Raw genomic sequence first — 23724 nt, 5'->3', positions numbered from 1 at the left:
GTCACCACAGCCCTTCGTAACTGCCACCATCGAGCTGCAAGCTCTGGCCACTGATGTATCCGGCCTGCGCCGAACACAAGAAGGCACAGGCATCCCCGAACTCGTCGGGAGTTCCAAGTCGGCCCGCGGCGATCGAGGCGATCTGTTCGGCCCGCACCTCCTCCCAGGTGATTCCCCGAGCCTTCATCGCGTGCTCCGCGAGCTCACGCTGCCGGCCGGTGTCGATCCGCTCGGGAAGGAGCTGGTTGATCGTCACGTTGTCCCGCGCGACATGCCGGGACTGGCCTTTCAGGACGGAGGTGAGGCCGGTGCGGGATGCGTGGGAAAGGCTCATCAGCGCATGCGGCGACTTCACCATCGCCGAGGTGATCGCAACGATCCGACCGAAACCCCGACGGCGCATACCGGGAAGCACCTCCCGCAGCAGGAGCAGCGGCGCGACCATCAGCGCGTGCAGCTCCCGCTCCCATATCTCGCCGTCGATCCGACTGAAGGGCATCGGAGGCGGGCCCGCGCTGTTGAGAACGAGGATGTCGGGCTCCGGGCAGGCGACGAGCAGCGCCGCCCGACCCTCGGCCGTCGTCACATCGGCGACCACCGGGATGATCTCGGCCCCATGTTCGGCTTCCAGCGCGGCCGCGGTCTCCGCGACATCGGCCGCGGTCCGGCCATTGACGACGACGGCGGCGCCCTCCCGGGCGAGCGCGTTCGCGCACGCCCGGCCAAGCCCCCGGCTCGACGCGCACACCATCGCCCGGCGACCGTGGATACCCAGGTCCATCAGTTTCCCTGACCCATCAGAGTCCCTCCGCCTCACGGCCGGCCGCGATCTCCGCCAGATCCGCGGGAACCCAGAAAATCCTCGGCGGCTCAGGACCCCACGTCTTGACGGGCGAGGCGGACGGCGCGGGCCGCCTGGCAAGTTCCGCGGCCCAACGGTCTTCGTCGCGGATCTGGTCCATGTCACTGAAGAACTCGAACATCGTCCCCGCGGGGTCGAGAAGGTACCAGAACAGGTTGCCGCCCGCGACATGGCGCCCGAGGCCGACGACATGACTCTCAGGCCGCTCGTCCAGGGTCGCCTGGGCCGCCTTGCCGATCGCGTCCACGTCATCCATCTCCAGGGCGTAGTGATTGATGTGCGGGACAGCCCGCGTGCGTAGCAGAAGCAGATTGTGGTGCTCCGGCGAACAGCGTGTGAACACGCCGGCCCCACCGGGCGCCCGCTCGGTCACCTTGAACCCGATCCCGTCGACGTAAAACCGCTCCGAAGCCGGGACATCCGGAGTGGAGAGCACCACGTGGGCCAGTCGCCGGGGCACCCGCGGGCGTTCCTCCATGACCGCGTCCGGGGCGGCGTCCCACCGACCGGTCTCCCCCGGGCGGTTACCCGGCCGCGTGTTCTCCGACCGGACCGGCTCGGGCTTGCCGACCTCGATCGTCACAGCATGGCCGAAGATCGGATCGACACACCGCAGCACGCCGTCACCCAGCCGGGTCTCGACCCCCATGGCCACCAGCCGGTCGCGGACGCCGACGAGGTCGGCCTCCTCGTCACAGCCGAGGTGCAGGTCGCTCAGATGGCGGTAGGGACCGTCGGCCAGCCGAAGCTGCACCGGGCGCGTCTCGGTACCGAGAACCCCCTCACCGCCACGGGCCAGCCCACGCCGAAGCCAGAAGGACGCCAGCTCCTCCGGGTCCGGCACTGTCAGCTCGACGTCAAGCACCCCGTTCAGCGCCACCACGTACCGCCCTTCATCCTGGGACCACCTCGACCCTAGCCCGGACTTAGTCAGACGACTAGACGCCGCTGTGAGGACGCCGCTGTGAGGACGCCACCTTCTCCAGAAAGGCGGCTGCGACCTTCTCGTAGGAGATGCTGGAGGCCAGGATGTGCTGCTGCGAGCCCTGCGCGTCGCGCAGACACCGTTGCAGCACGCTGGACTCCCGCAACGCGCTCCCGCCCGCGAACGGAAAGAGGTGGGTGACCGCCTCCACCGCATCAGCGGTACCCGCGGCCAGCGCGCCGGCGACGAACGTGGCCTGACGGGGGCTCACCGCACCATCCTCCAGACAGGTCCGCCACGCCTCCGTCAGGGCCGAGACCACCAACGTCCGAGCCGCCTCGACCCGCAGAACCGCCCTCCCGAACTCGTACCGGAACGCCCCACGGTCAGCCAACGTCCCTTCCGACCCCCGAGACGTGTTCACCGCGAGCTCGGCCAGCTCGTCAAGGAAACGAGTGGCCACCCCATGGGTGAAGCCGAAGTTCTCGCCCGCCACATAGACAATGCCGGGAAGCCCGCTGTGCAGCGGACCCCCGCGCGGCATGTCCGTGCCCTGCCGCAGCGTCATATGGTCCGGCACGAAGACGTCCGAGACGAGGACGTCGACGCTGCCCGTCCCCTTCTGGCTCATGACGTGCCAGTCGTCCTTCAGCGTCACCGCGGAGATCGGCACCACCAGCCGCCGGAAACCCGGCACGCCATCGGGCTCCACCTCCGCCGCCCGGGCCCCCAACATCACGAACTCCGCATGGCGCACCCCACTGGCGAACCGCCAGTGCCCGTCGAGCAGCCATCCACCCCCGACCCACCGGCAGGTTCCCGACGCGGCCGCCACCCCGGCACAGAAGGGCACGCCTGATCGGAACACCTCCTCGACACCAGCCTCCGGCAGACCCGCTCCGATCATCCCGGTCGCCCCGGCGTGGACGAACCCGATCCAGCCGGCGGTCGGGTTCGCGTACGCCAACGCCGAGAAGTACCGCACCTGATCCGGAGGACACAGCTCATCGCCACCCACCGACTCGGGCGCCTTGACCATCGGCACCCGCAGCCCCCGCATCAGCTCGACCAGGGCGCCGGGCGCCGTGCGCTCATCCTCGGCCTGCTGAGCGGTCGCCCCCAGTTCCGCCCGCACCGCGTCGATCTCCCCCACCAGAGTGGCTATGTCACGACCCATTCCAGGGAGTCTAGTCAGCTGACTAGGTCTGCGCCACCGTCGGCGGCGCATGCCGCACTTCGGGCACCGACCTCCTGGGCCCGAGCCCAGGAGACCAGCCCTTCAACCTCTAGAACAGATCATGTTCACCATGTATATGGTGAAGGTCTGCCGCGACTCTCGCGCCAGGGACGGCGCAGCCTCCTTGACACCAGGCGTCGCCGATCGGAAGGGAGCGAGCGACAGTGATCGCACGATCGGTCCGGGTGTTCGCCCCCGGCGCACCGCCGCGGGTCGACGAGGTCACGCTTCCCGAGCCCGGCGACAGCGAGGTCCTGGTCTCGCTCTCCTATGCGGCGGTGAATCCGCTCGACACCTACGCCGCGGCCGGGCAGGTGGGCGACACCAGGCGACTCCCACGGACTCTCGGCATCGAGGGCAGTGGGTACCTCGACGGCCATCCGGTCGTGGTGCAGGGTGCCGGGCTGGGCATGCTCCGGGACGGAACGTGGGCGGAGGCCGTCGTCGTACCCCGCGCGTGCGTCTACCCCGTACCGGAGGGAGTTGATCTCGCCGCGGCGGCCGGTGTCCCGGTCGCCGGAGTCACCGCGTTGCGCATCGTCCAGACCGTCGCCCAGGTCGATTCCAGCGACCGGGTCCTGGTCCTGGGCGCCGCCGGAGGCGTCGGGAGCATCGCGGTGCAGTTCGCGAAGCTGACCGGCGCTGCCGTGTACGCGCAGGTCGGAAGCGAGGCGAAGCGGGATGCCGCCGCCGAGCTGGGAGCCGACGGTGTCCTGGTGAGTGACGCCGCAGGCCTGGTCGCGACGGTTGCGGACCTCCGTCCGACGGTGGTCCTCGACCCGCTCGGCGGCGACTTCCTCGCGGCGGCAGTCGAGCTGACCGCGGTGTCCGGACGCATCGTGAGTTACGGAGTGTCGGCCGGCCCGCAGACGGCCTTCTCCGCCCGGACCTTCTACCGCAACGCGCTGCGTCTGCTCGGCTACGCCGGGATGCGCGCGGCCCCCGCACGTGCCGCGGAAGGGATCACTGCCGTCCTGACGGCCATCGCGGACGGGCACATTCGGGTTCCGGTCGGCCACGTCGTCCCGCTGACCGAGATCGAGACGGCCTTGACCCTGCTACGCGGGCGTGCCGCGATCGGGAAGATCATACTAGATGTCCGTTCGTGAACCGGCCGCGAACCGGCCGGATCAATCGACGCGCCCGCCGCGGGTCCGGCGGGACGCCCGGACCGCCCACGCCCCGCGCCGGTGGTCCCCAGGCGCGGGGTCGACCGTTCCCCTGCTCGTCCTGGTGACGCTGGCCGGCAGTCTTGTCTCGGTCCAGGCCCGTCTGAACGGCGAGCTCGGGGTACGGATGCACTCGGCGCTGGCTGCGACCACAGTCTCGTTCGCCGTCGCCGCGGGGCTGACTACCGGTGTAGTCCTCGCCCTCCGCCCCCGCGCCGCGCTGCGCCGGCTGCGATCCACCGGCACCCGCTGGTGGTACTGGACCGGTGGCCTCGCCGGCGTGTCGGCCGCGACTGCCAATGCCGCGGGTGCCCCGCGTGTCGGGGTCTCCCTGGTCAGCGTGTGCGCCGCGGCCGGCCTGGTGGCCGGGGGGCTGACCGCGGACAGGATCGGCTTCGGACCATCAGGGCGGCACCCCGTTACCAGGACGCGGGTCGGCGGGGCCGCGCTGGCCATCGGGGCGGTCCTGCTGGCGACCTCCGACGGCCTGGGGAACGGTGGTAACCTGCCGATCCTCGCACTCCTGGTCGCCGGGGGATTCGTCGCCGGGCTCCAGCAGCCGGTCAACGGCCGGCTGAGCATGGCCGTCGGCACGCCGTTGGTGGCCTCCCTGGCCTCCTTCTACGTGGGTCTGGTGGCCGCCCTCGTCATTCTGGCGGTCACCCACCCGGCACTCGCCTGGCCGACGGACGTCTGGTTGTACACCGGCGGGGTGATCGCAGCGATCTACGTGTGCGCGGCGACCACCGTGGTCGCGAGACTGGGTGCGCTCGGCGTCTCCATGGCGACGATCGCCGGCCAGCTCATCGGTGCCGCGGCGCTGGACCTGGTCATGCCGGTGTCCGGCCGCCACCTCACTGTCAGCACCGTTCTCGGCGCGATCGTGGCCCTGGTCGGCACGGCGGTCGCCAGTCTCCGCCCGCGGGGACAGCGCCCCCCGGCACCGGAACAGAACGTGGACGCCGAGGGCGGCCAAGATCATTCGGCTACGGACACCGCCGGGTCCGGGCAGGTCCCCGAGCAGTCCGGCGGACGCGGAATTCCCCTGACTAGATGAACAGATGTAACATAATTAGTCACAGTGGCACCGGAGGTCGAGGTCGAGGTCGAGGGCGAGGGCGAGGGCTGGGGGTGGGACCGGATCGATCCGCCGCCTTGACCCGAGGCCATCGCTACACGGATTAGACAAATAATGCCCTAAGTGACTATGTTGCGTCGGCTTGTTCCCTCCGGACGGAGGGCGAGTGCCCCAGGGCAGGGGCCGCTCAGCTACTGGAACCCGCGGGAGGACCAGAGAAATGGATATTCTCGGAATTGGCTACGTCGGCGTGGAGTCGCCCACGTTCAAGGAGTGGGCGACATTCGGTCCGGAGGTCCTCGGGCTCGGCCTGGCCGACCCCCGCCCGGACGACGAGACGATTTACCTGCGGATGGACGACCGCCGCTACCGCATCGCCGTGCACCCGGGCGAGACCGACAAGATCTCGTACTTCGGCTGGGAGCTGACCGGTCGACGCGCCTACGACGAGGCGCTGGCCACTCTCGAGAAGGCCGGTGTCGACGTCGAGCTCGGCGGCGAGGAGCTCGCCGAGAAGCGTGGGGTCATGGAGGTCGCCAGGTTCAAGGATCCGGCAGGCTACCAGAACGAGATCTTCTATGGTCTCAAGTACCAGTTGCACTCCTTCCTGCCCGGCCGTCCGCACAGCGGGTTCCTCGCCGGCCTCACCGGCGTCGGCCACCTCGTCCTGACCATGCCCGAGTACCCCGTCGAGCTCGACCACTTCCTGTCCGAGGTGATGGGGTTCCGGCTGTTCGGTCACGGCCACAACGGCAAGCGCGGCCAGATCGGCTTCTGGGCCGCCAGCCTCAACCCCACCAGCCACAACGTCGCCTACGCCGTTATTCCGGGTCACCACGGTATTCACCACATCGGCATCGCGGTCAAGGACCTCGACGACGTGGGCATCGCTCAGGACCTCGCGCTGGAACGGGGTCACGGGATCCACTTCTCCCTGGGACGCCACAACCAGGACCCGGTCTACTCGGTCTACCTGAAGACTCCCAGCGGCTTCGGCATCGAGTACCTCAGCGGCGGCCTCGAGGACGGCGGCACCCCCGTCTTCAGCGAGCTCAACCCGGAGGAGCTCAGCGTATGGGGCCACAAGGCCATCTCTCCCGAGCTGCCGAAGTCCGTCCGGCCCGTCGGCGGCTGACGGCGATCGGAGCCGCGCACGCGGAAGGCCGGAACAACACGCAGCAGCGGTGAGGTGCGCCGCGACCGCACAATGAACGGAGCGTCGGCGGCCTCAGCGGGACAGCGCCTCACCGCCGTCCCGCATGCGCTCTAGAATCGGCAGGATGACAGGGTCACCGGTGGGTCGTGGTCGTCAACCGGTCGAGGCCGCGCTTCTGAACGCCGCAGGAGATCTTCTGGCCGAGGTCGGGGCCCGCGCGATGAGCGTCCGTGATGTCGCACGGCGGGCCGGCGTGAACCACGGCCAGGTCCACCACTATTTCGGTTCCAAGGACGCCCTGGTCCGCGCCGCGATGCGGGAGCTCGCCGCGGACCACTACCGACGCTCGATGGAACAGGCGGGCCTCCATGACGTCCCCCCCGCGCTCGCCCTGGCATCCGACGTCCGCTACTGGCGGGCAGTCATCCGGCTACTGATCGAGGGCGACATCGAAGCGGCCCGGGTCGAGATCGACGAAGGTGTCTCCGTGCCGCGCCATGCTCTCGGAGTCCTGGCCGCGCGGCGGGGGCTACCTGCACCGGATCTCGATGCGAAGACGGCCGTCGCCGTCTCCGCCGCCCTCCAGCTCGGCTGGGTGGCCCTGGAGGATTTCATCTTCCTGCTCGCGGACGTCGCACCGGAGGAACAGGACGAGGTGCGTGCGCGGGTACGACTCGTCGCCGCCGGCCTGTTCGACGGAGCGCTACTCGACCAGGCGCTGCTCGACGGGTACGCGACGCGGCGGACCCGACCCGTGCCCTGACCCCGGTTCACCCTGACCTCCGGTTCCAGGAAGTTCTCGATCCGCGCCATCTGACCGTCCAGCGGACAGATCCGCGGCTTCGACGTCGACGGCACCACCACCAGAGGGCGCCACCCGGAAGGCGAACGCAGCGCCCGACCGCCGCCGAGGTCGCCCGCGTCACACGGACCGCCAATGACACATAGTGAACAATCTTTGTTACATAAGTAGGATGGAGGCTCCCACTACCACCGACTTCGGAGGCTTGATGGCCGAGGACCTGCAGTACCTGACTTGGCTCACGTTGATCGTTCCAACAAGATCGCGGGTCTGTGACCTGGGGTGTTGTCGCACGGGAAGGTGAAAAGTCCGCACTAACCGGCGGGCTCTACGCTGGCTGGGTGTCTCCGTATGTGCGGACGGTGAAGACGAAGTCCGGGGCGCGGGCGGTGCAGATCGTGTACTCGTCGCGTGGGGGCTCGTTGGAGCTGGAGCACATCGGTTCGGCGCACGACGACGCGGCGTTGGAGGCGTTGAAGGCGGTCGCGCGGCAGCGCCTCGCCCGCGGTCAGGGTGAGCTTGACCTGGGTCTGGACGCGCCGGCGGCGGGTGGGCCGCTACCGATCACCTCGACGCGGTCCGCCGCGCTGTGGGACGCGCTCGGCCGTGCCTATGACCTGCTGGGATTCGGTGAGGCGTCCGAGGGCGACGAGGTGTTCCGCCAGTTGGTGCTGGCGCGGATCATCGAACCGACGTCCAAGCAGGACAGCCTGCGGGTCCTGGAGGAGACCGGGATCGAGCCGGCCTCGTACGCCACGGTCAAGCGGCGGTTGCCGGTCTACGGCACCGACGCCTGGCGGCAGTCGCTGTCACGGCGGGCCGCGGCGCACGCGGCGCTGGGACCAGCTTCTCTGGTGCTTTACGACGTCTCCACGCTCTACTTCGAGACCGACGAGGGCGACGGGTTCCGTGAGCCGGGTTTCTCCAAGGAACGCCGCCTGGAACCACAGATCACGATCGGGCTGCTCACCGACGCCGCAGGCTTCCCGCTCATGGTCGACGCGTTCGAGGGAAACAAGGCCGAGACCCACACCATGCTCCCCGTGATCCGGGCGTTCAAGACCGCCCACCAACTACCCGACGTCACCGTCGTCGCCGACGCCGGCATGATCTCCGAGGCGAACCGCAAGGCCATCGAGGCCGAAGGCCTGTCGTTCATCCTCGGCATGAAGATCCCCGAGGTGCCCTACGTCGTCGCCGCGTGGCGGCGTGACCATCCCGGTGAAGACCTCCCCGACGGGCAGGTCTTCACCCAGCCCTGGCCCGCCAGCCCCACCGACCAACGCCGTGACCAGGTCATCTACTACCAGTACTCCGCCGGCCGGGCCCGGCGCACCCTGCGCGGCATCGACGAACAGGTCGCCAAGGCCGAGAAGGCCGTCGCTGGGAAAACCCCGATCAAACGCAACCGGTTCGTCCGCCTCACCGGCGCGGACAAGTCCGTCAACCGCACGCTGGAGACCAAGGCACGGGCGCTGGCCGGCCTCAAGGGCTACATCACCAACCTGCCCGACCCGACCCCGGAGTTCGTCCTCGACTCCTACCACCGGCTCTACACCATCGAGAAATCGTTCCGGATGTCGAAGAGCGATCTCGCCGCCCGGCCCATCTACCACCGCAAACGCGAATCGATCGAGGCCCACCTGACGATCGTCTTCGCCGCCCTCGCGGTCTCCCGCCTCGTCGAGCAGGCCACCGGCTGGTCGATCCGCCGGTTCGTCCGCACCACCCGCCGCTACCGCACCATCCAGATCCAGGCCGGCGAGCACACCATCACCGCCGCCGACCCACTACCCGACGACCTCCGCGAGGCCATCGACAACATCGTCCAGGCCCGCGGAGGACCGCACTAACGTGAGCCAAGTCAGGTCACACGGACCGCCAATGACACATAGTGAACAATCTTTGTTACATAAGTAGGATGGAGGCTCCCACTACCACCGACTTCGGAGGCTTGATGGCCGAGGACCTGCAGTACACCGTCGACGACGCGATCGCGACCATCCTGCTCAACCGGCCCCACCGCAAGAACGCCTTCACCCTCGAGATGATCGATCTCTGGGCCGAGGCGTTGCGGGCCGCCGCGGCGGACGACGCAGTGCGCGCCGTCGTGGTGCGCGGCGCCGGCGACGCGTTCTGTTCCGGGATCGACCTCTCGGTACTGGCCAGCATCGAACCGACGCCGCTGGCCCGCAAACGGATGTTGACCGAAGGCGTGCACCAGGTCGCCCGCGCGGTCGCCGATCTGGACAAGCCGCTGATCGCCGCGCTGAACGGGGTGGCCGTGGGCGCAGGCCTCGACATGGCTCTCATGTGCGACATCCGGTTCGCCGCCCGCTCGGCGCGGCTGTCGGAGGGATATATCAAGGTCGGCCTGGTTCCCGGGGACGGCGGGTGCTACTTCCTGCCCCGGCTGGTCGGTCCGGCGAAGGCGCTGGAGCTGCTCCTCAGCGGCGACACGATCGACGGTACCGAGGCGGAGCGGATCGGGATGGTCAACCGCGCCTACGACGACGCCGAACTCCTGGACGCGACCTACGCGTTCGCCGCCCGGCTCGCCGCTGTCTCCCCGGTGGCGGCCGGGATCATCAAGCGGACCGTTTACCAGTCCGAACGGATGGATCTGCGCGCCAGCCTGGACCTGATCTCGTCGCACATGGCGATCGTCCAGTCCACCGCGGACTTCACCGAGGCCCAGGAGGCGTTCAAGCAGAAGCGGCCGGCCCGCTTCATCGGGGCCTGACCCGCCGCGGCTCGATCCAGGACCGACGGCAGCGGCTCCCGGTTTCGACGCTGGAGGCGGGGCGCGGCGGGCACTGCTCACGGGCCGGCGGATCTCACGGCCCAGAGGGGGCCGGCCTGGCCGGGCTCGTCTCTCCGCGACGGCCTACGCACGCTGATCGCAAGCTCCGGACAGGCCTCGACACCCCCGTGCGTGGCGTTCGCGAGGGGCCCACTGCCCTGACCCGAGTAGCCGAAGTGTCGAACATCACGTCCACAGGCGACCGAATATCAGAAATGCTAGCCTATTTGCACAAACTTTGTCACATCCGTATCGTACAGCTCGGCCGGTGGAGAGTGCGCTGACCGCGAGGGCTGACACGGCCGTCCTGACCTGCGGCACACTGGAGGAAGACGGTGACTGGTCCCCCCAGCGATTTCGCCAGGCAAGCTGTCGGAGCCTTGCCCTCGCCGATGCCAGGGTCCCCGGTGCCAGGGTCGCCTCCGCCACTACCGCGTTCGCGTTGGGGGCGGAGGGCTTCAACGGTCGCGTCCTCCTTTGTCAGTGACGGGCCGCGAGCTTCCTTCTCCCGGTCACGGGTGCCGCCGTCGAAGGACTCCTGCGGGGCGAGGTGTCCGCGGCACGGTTGCAGCTTCGCTCCGCGGCGCTGCCCAGCCGTCGCTAGATCGATCTGCTCGTCGATCCCTCAACCGACCTCGCCAAGCTCGCCGAGTCCCTCGGCGCGGCGGTGATCTGACCACGATCGCGGAGGAACCATGAAGATCGCTTTGTGCGACGAAGGCGGCAAGGTCTACTGGGGGGTCGCCGATCCCGCCGCGGGCACTGTCCAGCCCATCGCCGGTACCTTCGAGTCCTGGGCGCCAGCCGTCACCGTGGCCGGCAGCGCAGCCGCACTGACGTTCGCGGGAGACCCCCGCCCGCTCGCAGGCGTGCGGCTGCGGCCCCCGGTGGAGCGCGGCCGCACGATCGTCGCCGCCGGCGCCAACTACCGCAGCCACGTCGAGGAACTGGGTCTGCACATGCCGGCCCGGCCCGCCGCGTTCCTGAAGCCGTTCCGCTCGATCATCGGCCCCACCGACGAGATCCGCTACCCCGCTCTCACCACCCAGTTGGACTACGAGATCGAGCTGGTCGTCATCGTCGGTACCGCCGAGAGCCGGGGGCACACGCCCACCAGCACCGATGTGCTGGGATACGCCGCGGGCAACGACGTCTCCGCCCGCGACCTGCAGTTCGGCGGTTCGGTGACCGGCATGGACATGTTCTCGTCGAAGGCGCTGGACGACACCAGCGCGATCGGGCCGTGGATCGTCACCCGCGACGAGCTGGGCGACAACCCCGACCTCGACCTGACCCTGCGGGTCAATGACGAGGTTCGGCAGAAGGACCGCACGGGCTCCATGGTCTGGAACATCGACGAGCTGCTCGCGTTCGTCGATGCCCGTACCTCGCTGGGCAGCGGCGACCTGATCTTCACCGGCACTCCGGCCGGCATCGCCCATGCCAGCGGCCGCTACCTACAGCCCGGCGACGTGGTCGAGACGACCATCGAAGGAGTCGGCACACTACGCAACATCGTGGGTGCCGCTCCGCAGCTGTGAGGGTGGCGAGGGAGGAGATCGCGCCGTCGGGCCCGTCCGTGTCCGAATTGTCGCCGGCCCGTCCCGGGCGGACGGCGCCGACGGCCGTTTCCGGGATGGCCACCGGCGGAATCACGGCCTCGACGTAGACAAGTTGAACCGATCGTGTACATGTCGTACTTTCAACCCGTCGATGTGGTGTCTTTCGTCTCAGACACCCACACGGGGCTCCGGAAAGGTGATCATGTCCGCGTTGACGGAAAGTGGCCCGTTACGAATGACGCTGTCCGATGGGACCGCGATCGAGGATCTCATCGATGTCGAGAAGCGCGAGGTCTCGCTGCGGTTACTGAGCGACCCGGAGATCTACTCGCTCGAGCTTGATCGGCTGTGGAACAGGGCCTGGCTCATCGTCTGCCACGAGAGCGAGATCCCCAACCGGGGTGACTTCGTCACGCGCAAGCTTGGAGCGGACCCGGTCATCATCACGCGCGGCCGTACCGACACGATCAACGTCCTTCTCAATGTCTGCGCGCACCGGGGCATGGAGGTGTGCCGCACGGAGAAGGGGAGCACCCGACAGTTCCGCTGCGTCTACCACGGCTGGATCTACGACAACCAGGGCGCTTTCCGCGGTGCGCCGGTACGCAAGGAGCAGATGCACGGCGACGTCCGCCCGACCTCCGAGCTCGGGCTGGTGCGGGCCCGGGTGGAGGTCTACGGCGGCTTCGTCTTCGCCACGTGGGACCACGACGCGCCAAGCCTCGACATCTGGCTCGGCGACATCAAGTGGTACTACGATCTTCTGTTCAACCGCACGGCTGGCGGGATGGAGGTGCTCGGGCCGCCGCAGCGCTACATCGTCGACGCCAACTGGAAGGCGGCCGGCGAGCAGTCCGCCGGGGATGGTTACCACACCCTGTCGCTGCATCGGTCTTTGCTCGAGCTCGGAGTGATCGGCGGCGGCGCCACGATGACCGGCGACCAGGTCGCCGAACTCGCCCCGGCCATGTACGGGGTCGACGTGAGCGCGGAGGGCCACGGGCTGCGCTGCATCCCTCTGGAGACCGTCTTCTCGCTGCTGATGGGGACATCGGCCGAGGGTATGGACTCCATGAGCCGCCTGCGCATGCTGCCCCCGGCCGGCCTCACCCCGGAGATGGTCGAGGACCTGCCGAACCAGCTGTCCGAAACGCAGATCCGCCTGCTCGCAGAATGTCCTCCCCAGGTCGGCGGCATGTTTCCGAACATGCTGGTGGCGTTCATCTACCAGCCGTTCGTCGGACCCGATGGGCAGACGCGACTCAGCGCGGCCACGAGTATCCACACGTACCAGCCCTGCGGGGTCGACAAACTCGAGTTCATCAACTATCTGCTGGTCGAGAAGGATGCACCGCAGCAGTTGAAGAACGACGCTCTGAAGGTGTCCGTTCGTACGCTGGGCACCAGCGGAACCATCGAGCAGGATGACGCCGAGGCGTGGCCGGCGATGAGCCGGGCCGGACTTGGCGGAATGGGACGCCGTCAGACGATCAAGTACCACGCCCTGCTCGGCGAGAACAGGCCACAGGACTGGCCTGGCGGCGGCCAGGTCTTCGACGGCTTCACCAAGGACGACAACCAGTGGCTGTGGTGGCTTCGGTATCGGGACTTCCTGCTGGGCAGGCCCTGGTGACACCTTCCTCGGCTGTGAGGAGGACGTTCAGGTGCCGCAGGCACCGAGACGAGAGGTGCATCAGGACGATGAGGAGGAACGGCGGATGAGCGTCGACACCGCGGCCACGCCCGCGTCTTCGACCGGAACAGCGACGATGACCGGAGCCTCGATCCCCGTCGGCGACCCGCTCTACAACGAGGTGGTGCAGTTCCTCTACGAGGAGGCACGACTGCTCGACACCAACCGCCTGACCGAGTGGCTGGGAGTCCTCGCCCCCGATCTCGTCTACCGGGCGCCGCTGCGGGTCACCGTGACCCGCCAGGAGGGCGACGGAGTGGACAGCGTCGTAGGCCACTTCGAGGAGGACTTCGGCTCGCTGTCGGCTCGGGTGACCCGGCTGACCCACACCACCAGCCCGTGGGCCGAGGACCCGCCGTCGCGGACTCGGCGCTTCGTCACCAACATCCTGGTCACCAGGACGGACAAGGCGGAGGAGGTGACGGTGGTCAGCAACCTTCTGGTGACCCGCAACAGGGGTTCGGTACCCGGGTTCGTGCTGATCCCGGCCGAGCGCCGGGACGTGGTGCGCCGCACGCCCGACGGCTGGCGCGTCGCCCGCCGTGTGATCCTTCTCGACGAGAGCATCCTGAGTACGCCAAACCTGGCCATCTTCCTGTAGCAGGCCATCCCCGGCCGCCCCGCGGCAACCGGGATGAGCTGTGGCGATCAGGCTGCGGTGGGGCCGGGCTCACACGCCGCGCTGGCCCGACCCCGCCGCGGCCCGGCTCAGAGCGTCGTCAGCCCGCCATCGACGACGACGTTGCTCCCGGTGATGAAGGACGCCTCGTCGGAAGCCAGGAAGACCGCCAGGTTCACGACCTCGTCCGGCCTCCCCGCCCGAGTGATCAGGCTGCTGCCGAACAGCGCGTCGCGCATCGCCGGATCCGCGTACAGCTCCGCCGTCCCCGGAGTCTCGATCGTCCCCGGGCTGATCGCCACCGCGCGTATGCCGTGCGGGGCACCTTCCGCGGCCGTCTGCCTCGTCAGTGCGATGACCGCGGCCTTCGTCGCGGCATGCGCCCCGATCGGGTGGGTCCGGTTACCGACCAGGCCGGCGACGGAGGCGGTGTTGAGCACCACCCCGCCGGACCGCACCAGGTACGGCCACGCGAACTTGGTCGCGTAGAAGACGAGGTCGAGCTCGTTGCGTACGGTGAACTGCCAGTCCTCGACGCTCTGCTCGGCGATGCTCCCGAACCGGGCCGCCGAGGCGTTGTTGTAGAGCACGTCGACCCGGCCGTGGACTCCGGCCGCCTCGTCGATCCAGGTCCTCGCGGCCTCGGGATCGCCCAGGTCCACGGGGGCCATGGCGACCATCGTGCCGCCGGCCTTCGTGACCAGTTCGACGGTCTCCTCACTGCCCGCCACGTTGACATCGCAGCCGACCACAACAGCGCCCTCGGCGGTGAAGCGCAGGGCCGCAGCGCGCCCCTGCCCGCCGCCCGTCCCCGTGATCAGGGCCACCTTGCCGGCAAGTCTTCCGACCATGCGTGCAACCTCTCTTGTTGGCCGCCCGTTCCAAGACCGGCGGCACGCGTGGAATGCCGCGCCCGGCGGGGCTGACCCGGGACAGCTCCCAGGAGATCAGCCCGGCCCGGTCATCCGACGGCGACGATGTGAGGCGGGCTCGGGAGGGCGGTCACCCGCTCACCCGGTGTCTGATCGAGCACCGCGACATCGAGATGATCTCCATCTGCCCGGTTACGCCTCGAGGGCCTGGTCGCAGCGTGGAGTCCGTGACCCGCGCACCGACGCCCGTCACGAGGCCGATGCCAGGTACGCCTGCTCCAGTCTCCCGTCCGCCGAGAGCTCGGCGCTCGTCCCCTCCAGCTGCACCCGACCGTGGACCAGCACATACCCCCGGTCGGCCACCCCGAGCACCGCGGAGACGTGCTGTTCGACGAGCAGCACGGCAAGACCATCCTTGGCGGCGCCGCTGACCTGGTCGAGCAGCCGGTCGACGATGACCGGCGCCAGGCCCAGGGAGAGCTCGTCAGCCAGGAGCACCCTGGGACGGCGGGAGAGCGCGCGCCCGAGGGTGAGCATCTGCTGCTGCCCGCCCGAAAGAAGCCCGGCCTTGCGGCCGAGGTGATCGGTGAGCTCCGGGAAGATCTCCAGGGCCCCCTCGACCGAGCCACCCCCGATCCGCAGGTTGTCACGGACCGACATCCCCATGAAGACCGACCGCTCCTCGGTGATGAGCGCCAGGCCGCGTCGCGCACGTCGGTGCAACGGGCCGGACGCCCGCTCGCCGAACAACCGCGTCTGACCGCCGATCGAGGGGAGTTCGCCGGCCAGGGTGAGCAGCGTCGTGGTCTTGCCTGCGCCGTTCGGCCCCAGCAATGCCACGATCTCCCCCGGAGCCACGGACAGGTTCAGATCCTTGACCACGGGCTGCCGGTCGTAGCCCGCGCACAGCTCGACAGCCTCGATGGCAGCAGTACCCACCGGCATGGTTCCCTTCTCCCTTTTCGCGGTCCTGTCGGTCACTGCTTCACCGGGATGGAGGTGACGGCCTCGGGGCTCGCAGGCCCGGACCCGGACTCGGCGGCAACCACCGCCGTCGTCCCACTCGCGCGCGCCGGCGCGGAGAACGAGGCCACCGCGGCCGGGCCCTCCGTCCCACCGGCCGTCCCACCGGCCGGCTCGCCGCTGGAACGGCCGAGGTAGGCCGCCCGCACCCGATCGTCGGCCCGGACCTCAGCCGGGGTTCCGGCGGTCAGCAGGGTGCCGAAATCGAGGACGACGACCCGGTCGCACAGCGACATGACCAGCCCCATGTCGTGCTCGACGAGCAGGATGCCGGTGCCCCAGTCGGTCGCGATGCGGCGCAGCAGTCCACCGAGCTCCGCGGACTCCGTCTCGTCGAGTCCGGCGGCCGGCTCGTCGAGCAGCAGGATCGAGGGGTGGCGAGCCACCGCGCGGGCGATGGCGACGAGACGCCGCCGTCCGTAGGGCAGTTCGCCCGGGGTGCGGTCGAGGTCGCCGCCCAGTCCGAAGTCGCGGACCGCCCGCTGCGCGGAGGGGGGCAGCGGCCGGCGGCCCGGGCGCACCAGGTCGCTGAAGTAGGCGAGCCGGTCCCGGTCATCGCAGGCGGCGCGCAGGTTGTCCGCGACCGTCATGTCCTCGAACAGTTCCAGGTTCTGGAAGCTGCGGCCAAGACCTCGCTGGGCCCGCGCGCGGGCCGACAGGTGCCCGATCGCCTCGTCGTTCAGCACGACCCGGCCCTCGCCGGTTCGGGAGAAACCCGTGACGGCGTCGATGAAGGTCGTCTTCCCGGCGCCGTTCGGCCCGATCAGCCCGACGATCTCCCCAGGCCGGACCTGGACGCTGACATCGTTCAGGGCCACCACGCCGCCGAAGCGGACGGAGATGCCTTCGACGGAGAGCACCGCGGGCTCGCATCGCTCGGCCACCAGCTCCGCGGAGCTGTCGACCGCCGATTCGGTCGCTGACCCGATCCGCCGGGTCGCGACGCGGTTGCGCACGGCGGTGGCGATCCGTCCGGCGCGGAAGGCCGCCCCGTTCGGATCGTTGATGACCATGAGCACGAGCCCTGCCGACGTCACCAGCGTCGCGTACCTGTTGAAGTCGATGACCTGGCCGATGAACTCGGTCAGCGCACCACCGACACCCAGCGAGCCGGCGAATACGGCGCCTCCGATGTAACCGACACCGCCGAGAAAGCTCAGGACGACGATGTTCATCGAATCGAAGACGGTGTATCCGGAGAAGCCCACGTTGCTGTAGCGGAAGGCCAGCAGCACTCCGGCACCGGCCGCGATCGCCGCGGCCAGCGCGAACGCGTACAGCTTGGCCCCGATCGTGCTGATGCCCAGAGAGGCGGCGGCACGTTCGTTCGCTCTGGTCGCGAGCAGCCTGCGGCCCGCCCGGCCGCGACGCAGGTTCGTCACTCCGAACGCGGCGAGCAGGAACAGCACCAGGCAGAACACCGCGTAGCGTTCCGGGTGCGCGGTGGAGTCGATGCTGAGACCGAACACAGACGGCGGGTCGACCTTGGTTCCTTCGAATCCGCCCGTGAGGTCCTTGTTGTTCAGGATCAGCCGGTCGACGGCGACCGCCAGCCCGAGCGTCGCGACCGCGAGGTTGATACCCCTCGTGCGCAGCGCGGGCAGCGCGAAGAGCAGGCCGATCGGCACCGCCGCGGCCACACCGACGACGAGGGCCGCGAGGAACGGCAGGCCAGCGGTGTCGGCGAGGCGGGCCGAGATCCACGCGCCGAGGCCGGCGAACGCGTACTGGGCCAGGGACACCTGCCCGGCGTATCCGGTCACCACCACGATCGACAACGCGATCATCGCCACGACGATGGTCGTGATGACCGCGTTCACACCGTTGACCGGCAGGGTCAGGATGAGCACCAGGGCAACGACGACGCCGACCGCGGCTGGGACACGAGAGCCGCTGCTGTCCCCCACTCTGGGCAGCCGGTCCGTCAGGAAGCCACGCAGCGGCAGGGCCCGTCCCCGGGCCGCCAGCAGACCGATGATGACGAGGAACGGCGCCGCGTCGGACCAGCCCGGAGTCTCGACATAGCGGCCGATCAACGACTGCGCGACACCGATCAGTACACCGCCGAGCAGTGTCAGCGGGAACGACGCGAACGACCCGACCATGGCGCAGGCGAGCATCGGGACGATGAGCAGGGACAGCGACGCCGGGGCGAGACCTGTGATCGGGACGATGAGAACGCCGGCGACCCCGGCGAGCGCACCGCCGAGCGCCCAGTTCGCGGCGGCGAGAACGTCCGGCGAGACGCCGAGCGCCGCGGCGCTGCGCTGGTTCTCGGCGACGGCGTTGGTGCCCCGTCCGAACGCGGTGAACCGGTAGATCACCCACAGCGCGGCGGTCGCCACGATGGCGATGAGCAGCAGGTAGATCCGGTCGGAGCCGACCTTGATGTCACCGGAGATGGTCCAGGTGCTGGTCGGGAGGATAGCCGAGACGAACTGGAAGTCCGAGCCGTAGCGGAGGTCGGCGGATGCCTGGACGATGCCGAGCACACCGAGTGTGGCCACCAGCCGGGCCAGCGGCGACGCCTTGCGCAGGGGTCGCATGACTCCGAAGTAGATGACGAGGCCCAGCAACGCCGCCACGGCCACGGCGATGAGGAACGACAGGGCCAGCGGAACCCCGTTCTGCTCTCGTAACTCGACGAACAGAGCGGCGGCCAGCAGCGCCATGGCACCGTGCGCGAGGTTCAGGACGCCTGAGCCTCGGTATGTGAGGACGAGCCCCTGGGCCGCGACCGAGTAGATCGCCCCGACCCCGAACCCTAGAACGATGAACTTGATGATTTCTTCCACTGCCCGTGGGCCTTCCTGACCGACCCGCGACCGGCGCGGGCTGCGACGGCCACCAGGGCCCGATTCGGGTCCTGGTGGCGGGGTACCTGCGTCGGCTGCGAACACGTTGAGGAGACAACGAACCGGGATCCCGCTGCCGACGGCGCTGAACTGGCACGCGAAGCAAGGGGACCCCGGTCACGGCCATCACGGGAGCGGTACTGGCAGGGCTGACATCGGCCGGCTGCCCGCGTCACCATCTCCGCTGGTCAGTATGCGTCGATATCGGCACCCCTCGCGTCCGCGGCGTCCAGCCCGCACGGCATCATCCGGTGACTGGCGTCACAACCAGGTGAAGAGTACGCGATGAACACTGTGTGCTCAAGATGTACCTTCCGCACTCTCCGGCAACTCGCCGAGCCCTTGGGAAGATCGCCCGTCGCCCGCGCGCCTGTGGCGGCACCCCCCAGTGCCGCGAACCCGGACGGCCCCAGCACACCGCCTCGCGGACTGGTGCAACAAGTTGAACGATCACTGTATATTACGTTCACTAGTCGAGCGGGTAGCATGAGGGGCGGCAGGGTGAAGAGGACTGTCTTCGGCGACGAGCACGAAGCCTTCCGCACGACGGTCCGCGACTTCCTCGCCAAAGAGGTCGGGGCGCGCTACGCCACCTGGGAGGAAGCTGGTCGGCCGCCCCGGGAGTTCTTCCACCGCGCGGGTGACCTGGGCATACTCGGCCTGGGCATCCCGGAGGAGTACGGGGGCGGCGGAGCCGGCTTCCTGTTCAACGCCGTGGTGAACGAGGAGGTCGGCCGGGCCGGCTACGCGCTGGGCGGCCTGCGAGTGCACACCGACATCAGCGTCCCGTACTTCGTCCACCACGCGAACGAGGAACAGAAGGCGCGGTGGCTGCCCGGTCTCGCGACCGGAGAGCTGGTGGCGGCCCTGGCGCTCACCGAGCCGGGTGCGGGCTCGGATCTGGCCGGCATCAGCACGACCGCCCGCCGCGAGGGTGATTACTACGTCGTCAACGGCTCGAAGACGTTCATCACCGGCGGCCTCAACGCCGACCTGTTCATCACCGCGGTGAAGACCGACCCGGCCCAGCGCCACCGCGGCATCTCGCTGCTGGTCATGCGTCCCGACGTCCCGGGCTTCCAACGGGGCAAGCCGCTGCGCAAGCTCGGCCTGCACGCGCAGGAGGCGGTCGAGCTGTTCCTCGACGACGTCCGGGTGCCGGTGGCCGACCTGCTCGGCGAGGAGGGCCGGGGCTTCACGTACCTGACGTCGCACCTGCCTCAGGAGCGGCTGTCGATCGCCCTGAACTCGCAGGCCGGTGCAGCCGCGGTGGTAGAAAGAACCGTCGAGTACGTTCGCGGCCGGGCCGCCTTCGGCACCACCGTCGGCGCGTTCCAGAACACCAAGTTCGTGCTTGCCGCTGCGGCCACGGACGTGGCGGCTGGCCAGGCGCTTATGGACCAGGCGCTGCTGGCGCATGACCGAGGCGAGCTGACCCCGGTGGACGCGGCCACACTCAAGCTGTTCTGCACCGAGATGCAGGGCCGGGTCGTCGACTCCTGCCTGCAGCTGTTCGGGGGTTACGGCTACATGGCCGAGTACCCGGTCGCCAGGGCCTGGGCGGACGCACGGGTCGCCAGGGTCTTCGGCGGCTCCAGCGAGATCATGAAGACGATCATCGGAAAGTCCCTGGGCCTGTGACCATCTCGCGCACCCCCGCCGCGCGCGAAGCGCCCGACGGGGGTGCTGAAGACAGGAGGATGCCGTGGCCGAGGCCGTGATCATCGACGCCGTTCGCTCACCGATGGGCAAGGGCAAACCGGGCGGGGCGCTGTCCTCGCTGCACGCCGTCGACCTGCTGGCTCAGGTCCTCCAAGCGCTTGTGAACCGCAGCGGCCTCGACCCGGGGCTGGTCGAGGACGTGCTGATCGGCTGCGTCAGTCAGGGCGGCGAGCAGGCGGCCTGCCCCGGGCGGATGGCCTGGCTCGCGGCCGGCTTTCCCGATCACGTGCCGGCGGTGACGATCGACCGTCGGTGCGGGTCGAGTCAGCAGGCCGCGCACTTCGCCGCCCACGGTGTCGCCGCCGGCGCCTACGACATCGTGATCGCCGGCGGGATCGAGTCCATGAGCCGGGTGCCGATGGGTTCGGCCCGGATGGGCGCTGATCCATACGGCCCGCTGGTCAACGAGCGCTACGCCCCGGGGCTGGTGCCGCAGGGGGTCGCCGCCGAACTCGTCACCGCCCGGTGGAAGCTGGGCCGCGAGGACCTCGACGCCTATGCGGTGGCCTCGCACGCCCGTGCGTCCGCCGCGGCCGCGGACGGCCACTTCGACCGGGAGATCGTGCCGGTGACCGTCCGAACCGAGGCGGGGCTGCGCATGGTCACCACCGACGAGACGATCCGTCCCGGGACCACCGTCGAGAGGCTGGGAAAGCTCAAGCCCTCCTTCGAGTCCGAGGCCATGTCCGCACGTTTTCCGGAGATCTCCTGGAGCGTCACCGCCGGCAACTCCTCGCAGCTCACCGATGGAGCCAGCGCCCTCCTCATCATGAGCGCGGAGCGAGCGGCCTCCCTCGGGCTGCGGCCCCGGGCCCGCTTCCACTCCTATGCGGTGTGCGGCGATGACCCGGTGAGCATGCTGACCGGCCCGATTCCCGCGACCAGAAAGATCCTCGCCAGGTCCGGGCTGTCGATCGACGACATCGACCATGTGGAGGTCAACGAGGCGTTCGCGTCGGTGCCCCTGGCCTGGGCCGCCGAGTTCGGTGTCGACCTCTCCCGCGTGAACCCGAGGGGCGGCGCAATCGCGCTCGGTCACCCGCTCGGGGCTTCCGGCACCCGGCTGATGACCACGATGCTCGGCGCGTTGGAGGACACCGGCGGCAGGTATGGCCTGCAGACCATGTGCGAGGCCGGTGGCATGGCCAACGCCACGATCATCGAACGGCTTTGATCGCGCCCGCGTCACGATCCCGGAGGAACCATGTCCGAGGCCCTGTCCCGTACCGTCTCAGGTGAGGCTGCCGCGTCCGAGGGTGTTCCGGCGAGCCTGTCGGAGGTCGTGCTGCTCAGTGCCGACCAGGGAGTTCTCACCGTCACGATCAATCGACCCCGGTCCCGCAACGCGGTGGACCGCGCCACCTCCGCCGCCCTCGGCGCCGCCTTCAGTCTGTTCGAGTCACGGGAGGATCTCACCGCCGCCGTCCTCACGGGCGCGGGCGGGACGTTCAGCGCCGGCATGGACCTCAAGGCGTTCCTGCGCGGCGAAGACGCCCGCGTCGCGCCCCGTGGATTCGCGGGCCTCATCTGGCAGCAGCCGACAAAGCCCTTGATCGCCGCGGTGGAGGGCCACTGCCTTGCCGGCGGATTCGAGATCGCGCTGGCCTGCGACATGATCGTTGCCGCCGAGGATGCCCGCTTCGGCCTGCCCGAGGTGCGTCGCGGGCTCACGGCGAACGGCGGTGGGCTGATCCGCCTGGCCCGGCGGCTACCGACCGCGCAGGCGATGGAACTGGTGCTGACCGGAGACGACATCTCCGCTCGGCGGGCCTACGAACTGGGGCTCGTCAACCGGGTCGTCCCGGCCGGCAGCACGCTCGACGCCGCGCTTGCCCTCGCCCGCCGGGTGGCCGCCAACGGGCCACTGGCCGTAACCGTGTCCAAGAAGGTGCTGACCGAGTCGACCGAATGGCCCGTTGCGGAGGCGTTCAGCCGCCAGGAGGTGTTGGTCGCGCCCGTTCGGCAGTCCGACGACGCCAAGGAGGGCGCCCGGGCCTTCGCTGAGAAGCGCCCGCCGGTCTGGCACGGGCGTTGACAGCCGGACGCGAGGCTCGGACGACCCCCCGTGACCGGCCGCCGCCGTCCCCGTTCCCTCAGACCGCGGCTGTGGAGGTGCACTCCACGCCTACGGTCCGCGCGACGAGACCCTTCAAAAAGCAAATTAAACATAATTTGATTTATTTGTCTGATAGACGTTATACGCAGACGAGTCGACGGGCCATGACAACCGCCACGCGACCTGTGACCGATCCGAGAGGGGCATGTGATGGTGGGTGTCATCGAGGCACCGGCCGGCGACGTCGAGCTGGTGGGGCTGATCGCGCCGGACGGCGCTCCGATCGGCGACGACCCTGACGTCGCGCCCGACCAACTGACGTGGTTGTACGAGACGATGGTTGCGACTCGCGAGCTCGACGCGGAGTTCGTCAACCTGCAGCGGCAGGGTCAGCTCGCGCTCTTCCCGTCGTGCCGCGGCCAGGAGGCGGCCCAGGTCGGAGCCGCCGCCGCGCTGCAGGACACGGACTGGCTCTTCCCCCAGTACCGCGAGCTGGGCGTGTTCCTCGTCCGCGGGATCGACCCCGGTGGACTCGGCCACATGTGGCGCGGCACTCTCCACGGCGGCGCTGGCTTCACCGAACGTAACTGCGCTCCCCTCTCCATCCCCATCGGTACCCATGCCCTGCACGCCGTCGGCGCCGCTATGGCCAGTACCCTCAACAACGACGGCGGCGTGGCGGTCGCCTTCATCGGCGACGGCGCCACCAGCGAAGGCGACGTGCACGAGGCCCTCAACTTCGCGGCCGTGTACGAGGCGCCCTGCATCTTCTACGTCCAGAACAACCACTGGGCGATCAGTGTGCCCCTCGCAGACCAGCTGCGCGCTCCCTCCATCGCGCACAAGGCCGTCGGCTACGGCATGCCGGGCGTCCGCGTCGACGGCAACGATGTGCTCGCCTGCCTCGCCGTCACCGCCGAGGCCGCCGCCCGGGCTCGCGCCGGAGGGGGACCCACCCTCATCGAAGCTGTCACCTATCGGATCGGCGCGCACACGACCAGCGATGATCCCACCCGCTACCGCCCCGCCGAGGAACTGGCCGACTGGGAGACGCGCGACCCCATCACCCGACTTGGCCGCTATCTCGCCTACCGGAACCTGTGGAGTGCCGAGTTGCAGCAGGGGGCGCTGGCCCGCGCGGCCGAACTGCGCACGCGGCTGCGGAACGTCGTCTTCGACGCTCCCGATCCGTCCCCGCTCGAAGCCTTCGACCACGTCTTCGCCGCGCCGACGCCCGCTCTCTCCGCGCAGCGAGCCGAGCTCGCCGCCGAACTCGCCCAGAGGGGGTGA

At 69.3% G+C, this 23724-nt stretch carries 19 protein-coding genes; 13 read left to right on the top strand and 6 right to left on the bottom strand.

Annotated features, from left to right (window positions below; genetic code table 11):
• Position 1: 1 nt before the first annotated feature.
• The 3 genes from B207_RS0109680 to B207_RS0109670 are packed head-to-tail and all read right to left on the bottom strand — an operon-like array spanning position 2 to position 2964.
• On the bottom strand, positions 2-781 hold the full coding sequence (locus tag B207_RS0109680) for an SDR family oxidoreductase (protein WP_018636326.1): 780 nt from the start codon (positions 779-781) through the stop codon (positions 2-4).
• Between the two features lie 16 nt (positions 782-797).
• On the bottom strand, positions 798-1745 hold the full coding sequence (locus B207_RS0109675) for a VOC family protein (protein ID WP_154675248.1): 948 nt from the start codon (positions 1743-1745) through the stop codon (positions 798-800).
• A gap of 55 nt (positions 1746-1800) precedes the next feature.
• A complete protein-coding gene (locus tag B207_RS0109670) occupies positions 1801-2964 on the bottom strand; it encodes an acyl-CoA dehydrogenase family protein (RefSeq protein ID WP_026310883.1) in 1164 nt (387 codons plus the stop codon).
• A gap of 224 nt (positions 2965-3188) precedes the next feature.
• Between B207_RS0109670 and B207_RS0109665 the strand changes: the two genes are divergently transcribed.
• From B207_RS0109665 to B207_RS0109620, 9 genes are all read left to right on the top strand, one after another.
• The gene (locus B207_RS0109665) at positions 3189-4133 is read left to right on the top strand and encodes a quinone oxidoreductase family protein (RefSeq protein WP_018636323.1); all 945 of its coding nucleotides are present in this window, start codon (positions 3189-3191) and stop codon (positions 4131-4133) included.
• Complete coding sequence (locus B207_RS33250) at positions 4120-5250, top strand: DMT family transporter (protein WP_018636322.1); 1131 nt, start codon at positions 4120-4122, stop codon at positions 5248-5250. The genes B207_RS0109665 and B207_RS33250 overlap by 14 nt, the downstream gene beginning before the upstream one ends.
• A gap of 241 nt (positions 5251-5491) precedes the next feature.
• Positions 5492-6406 carry a VOC family protein gene (locus B207_RS0109655; RefSeq protein WP_018636321.1) on the top strand — a complete coding sequence of 305 codons (915 nt, stop codon included), beginning with the start codon at positions 5492-5494 and terminating at the stop codon, positions 6404-6406.
• A gap of 145 nt (positions 6407-6551) precedes the next feature.
• Entirely contained in the window at positions 6552-7190 is a 639-nt protein-coding gene (locus B207_RS36780) for a TetR/AcrR family transcriptional regulator (protein WP_195905269.1), read from the top strand.
• Positions 7191-7570: 380 nt separating this feature from the next.
• Positions 7571-9082, top strand: a complete 1512-nt coding sequence (locus tag B207_RS0109645) for an IS1634 family transposase (RefSeq protein ID WP_035740422.1) — start codon at positions 7571-7573, stop codon at positions 9080-9082.
• A 104-nt stretch (positions 9083-9186) separates the two neighbouring features.
• A complete protein-coding gene (locus B207_RS0109640; protein WP_018636318.1) occupies positions 9187-9972 on the top strand; it encodes an enoyl-CoA hydratase/isomerase family protein in 786 nt (261 codons plus the stop codon).
• Between the two features lie 755 nt (positions 9973-10727).
• Positions 10728-11573: a fumarylacetoacetate hydrolase family protein gene (locus tag B207_RS0109630; RefSeq protein WP_018636316.1), complete on the top strand. Its 846-nt coding sequence runs from the start codon at positions 10728-10730 to the stop codon at positions 11571-11573.
• Between the two features lie 256 nt (positions 11574-11829).
• The gene (locus tag B207_RS0109625; RefSeq protein ID WP_018636315.1) at positions 11830-13227 is read left to right on the top strand and encodes an aromatic ring-hydroxylating oxygenase subunit alpha; all 1398 of its coding nucleotides are present in this window, start codon (positions 11830-11832) and stop codon (positions 13225-13227) included.
• Positions 13228-13312: 85 nt separating this feature from the next.
• Positions 13313-13888, top strand: coding sequence for a 3-phenylpropionate/cinnamic acid dioxygenase subunit beta (locus B207_RS0109620; protein WP_063820901.1), 576 nt, complete (start codon positions 13313-13315; stop codon positions 13886-13888).
• A gap of 107 nt (positions 13889-13995) precedes the next feature.
• Here the strand turns inward: B207_RS0109620 and B207_RS0109615 are convergent, their stop codons facing one another.
• The 3 genes from B207_RS0109615 to B207_RS33240 form a co-directional block, all read right to left on the bottom strand.
• The gene (locus tag B207_RS0109615) at positions 13996-14757 is read right to left on the bottom strand and encodes an SDR family NAD(P)-dependent oxidoreductase (protein WP_018636313.1); all 762 of its coding nucleotides are present in this window, start codon (positions 14755-14757) and stop codon (positions 13996-13998) included.
• Between the two features lie 270 nt (positions 14758-15027).
• A complete protein-coding gene (locus B207_RS0109610; protein ID WP_018636312.1) occupies positions 15028-15723 on the bottom strand; it encodes an ABC transporter ATP-binding protein in 696 nt (231 codons plus the stop codon).
• 32 nt (positions 15724-15755) lie between these two features.
• Entirely contained in the window at positions 15756-18596 is a 2841-nt protein-coding gene (locus tag B207_RS33240; RefSeq protein WP_018636311.1) for a branched-chain amino acid ABC transporter permease/ATP-binding protein, read from the bottom strand.
• A 561-nt stretch (positions 18597-19157) separates the two neighbouring features.
• Between B207_RS33240 and B207_RS0109600 the strand changes: the two genes are divergently transcribed.
• From B207_RS0109600 to pdhA, 4 genes are all read left to right on the top strand, one after another.
• Positions 19158-20297 carry an acyl-CoA dehydrogenase family protein gene (locus B207_RS0109600; RefSeq protein ID WP_018636310.1) on the top strand — a complete coding sequence of 380 codons (1140 nt, stop codon included), beginning with the start codon at positions 19158-19160 and terminating at the stop codon, positions 20295-20297.
• 64 nt (positions 20298-20361) lie between these two features.
• Complete coding sequence (locus B207_RS0109595; protein ID WP_018636309.1) at positions 20362-21552, top strand: thiolase family protein; 1191 nt, start codon at positions 20362-20364, stop codon at positions 21550-21552.
• A 30-nt stretch (positions 21553-21582) separates the two neighbouring features.
• Positions 21583-22413, top strand: coding sequence for a crotonase/enoyl-CoA hydratase family protein (locus tag B207_RS0109590; protein WP_018636308.1), 831 nt, complete (start codon positions 21583-21585; stop codon positions 22411-22413).
• Between the two features lie 231 nt (positions 22414-22644).
• The gene (gene pdhA / locus B207_RS0109585; RefSeq protein ID WP_018636307.1) at positions 22645-23724 is read left to right on the top strand and encodes a pyruvate dehydrogenase (acetyl-transferring) E1 component subunit alpha; all 1080 of its coding nucleotides are present in this window, start codon (positions 22645-22647) and stop codon (positions 23722-23724) included.

The organism is Parafrankia elaeagni, assembly GCF_000374165.1.
Taxonomy (GTDB): Bacteria; Actinomycetota; Actinomycetes; order Frankiales; family Frankiaceae; genus Parafrankia; species Parafrankia elaeagni.
The sequence above is the reverse complement of the archived record's forward strand: the minus strand, read 5'-3'. Positions and strand labels throughout refer to the sequence as shown.

What these genes read in the sequence shown, in the direction of transcription:
- B207_RS0109680 (WP_018636326.1), bottom strand. Translation starts at nt 781, where the DNA reads ATGGACCTGGGTATCCACGGTCGCCGGGCGATGGTGTGCGCGTCGAGC.
- B207_RS0109670 (WP_026310883.1), bottom strand. Translation starts at nt 2,964, where the DNA reads ATGGGTCGTGACATAGCCACTCTGGTGGGGGAGATCGACGCGGTGCGG.
- B207_RS33250 (WP_018636322.1), top strand. Translation starts at nt 4,120, where the DNA reads ATGTCCGTTCGTGAACCGGCCGCGAACCGGCCGGATCAATCGACGCGC.
- B207_RS0109655 (WP_018636321.1), top strand. Translation starts at nt 5,492, where the DNA reads ATGGATATTCTCGGAATTGGCTACGTCGGCGTGGAGTCGCCCACGTTC.
- B207_RS36780 (WP_195905269.1), top strand. Translation starts at nt 6,552, where the DNA reads ATGACAGGGTCACCGGTGGGTCGTGGTCGTCAACCGGTCGAGGCCGCG.
- B207_RS0109640 (WP_018636318.1), top strand. Translation starts at nt 9,187, where the DNA reads ATGGCCGAGGACCTGCAGTACACCGTCGACGACGCGATCGCGACCATC.
- B207_RS0109630 (WP_018636316.1), top strand. Translation starts at nt 10,728, where the DNA reads ATGAAGATCGCTTTGTGCGACGAAGGCGGCAAGGTCTACTGGGGGGTC.
- B207_RS0109625 (WP_018636315.1), top strand. Translation starts at nt 11,830, where the DNA reads ATGACGCTGTCCGATGGGACCGCGATCGAGGATCTCATCGATGTCGAG.
- B207_RS0109620 (WP_063820901.1), top strand. Translation starts at nt 13,313, where the DNA reads ATGAGCGTCGACACCGCGGCCACGCCCGCGTCTTCGACCGGAACAGCG.
- B207_RS0109615 (WP_018636313.1), bottom strand. Translation starts at nt 14,757, where the DNA reads ATGGTCGGAAGACTTGCCGGCAAGGTGGCCCTGATCACGGGGACGGGC.
- B207_RS0109610 (WP_018636312.1), bottom strand. Translation starts at nt 15,723, where the DNA reads ATGCCGGTGGGTACTGCTGCCATCGAGGCTGTCGAGCTGTGCGCGGGC.
- B207_RS0109590 (WP_018636308.1), top strand. Translation starts at nt 21,583, where the DNA reads ATGTCCGAGGCCCTGTCCCGTACCGTCTCAGGTGAGGCTGCCGCGTCC.
- pdhA (WP_018636307.1), top strand. Translation starts at nt 22,645, where the DNA reads ATGGTGGGTGTCATCGAGGCACCGGCCGGCGACGTCGAGCTGGTGGGG.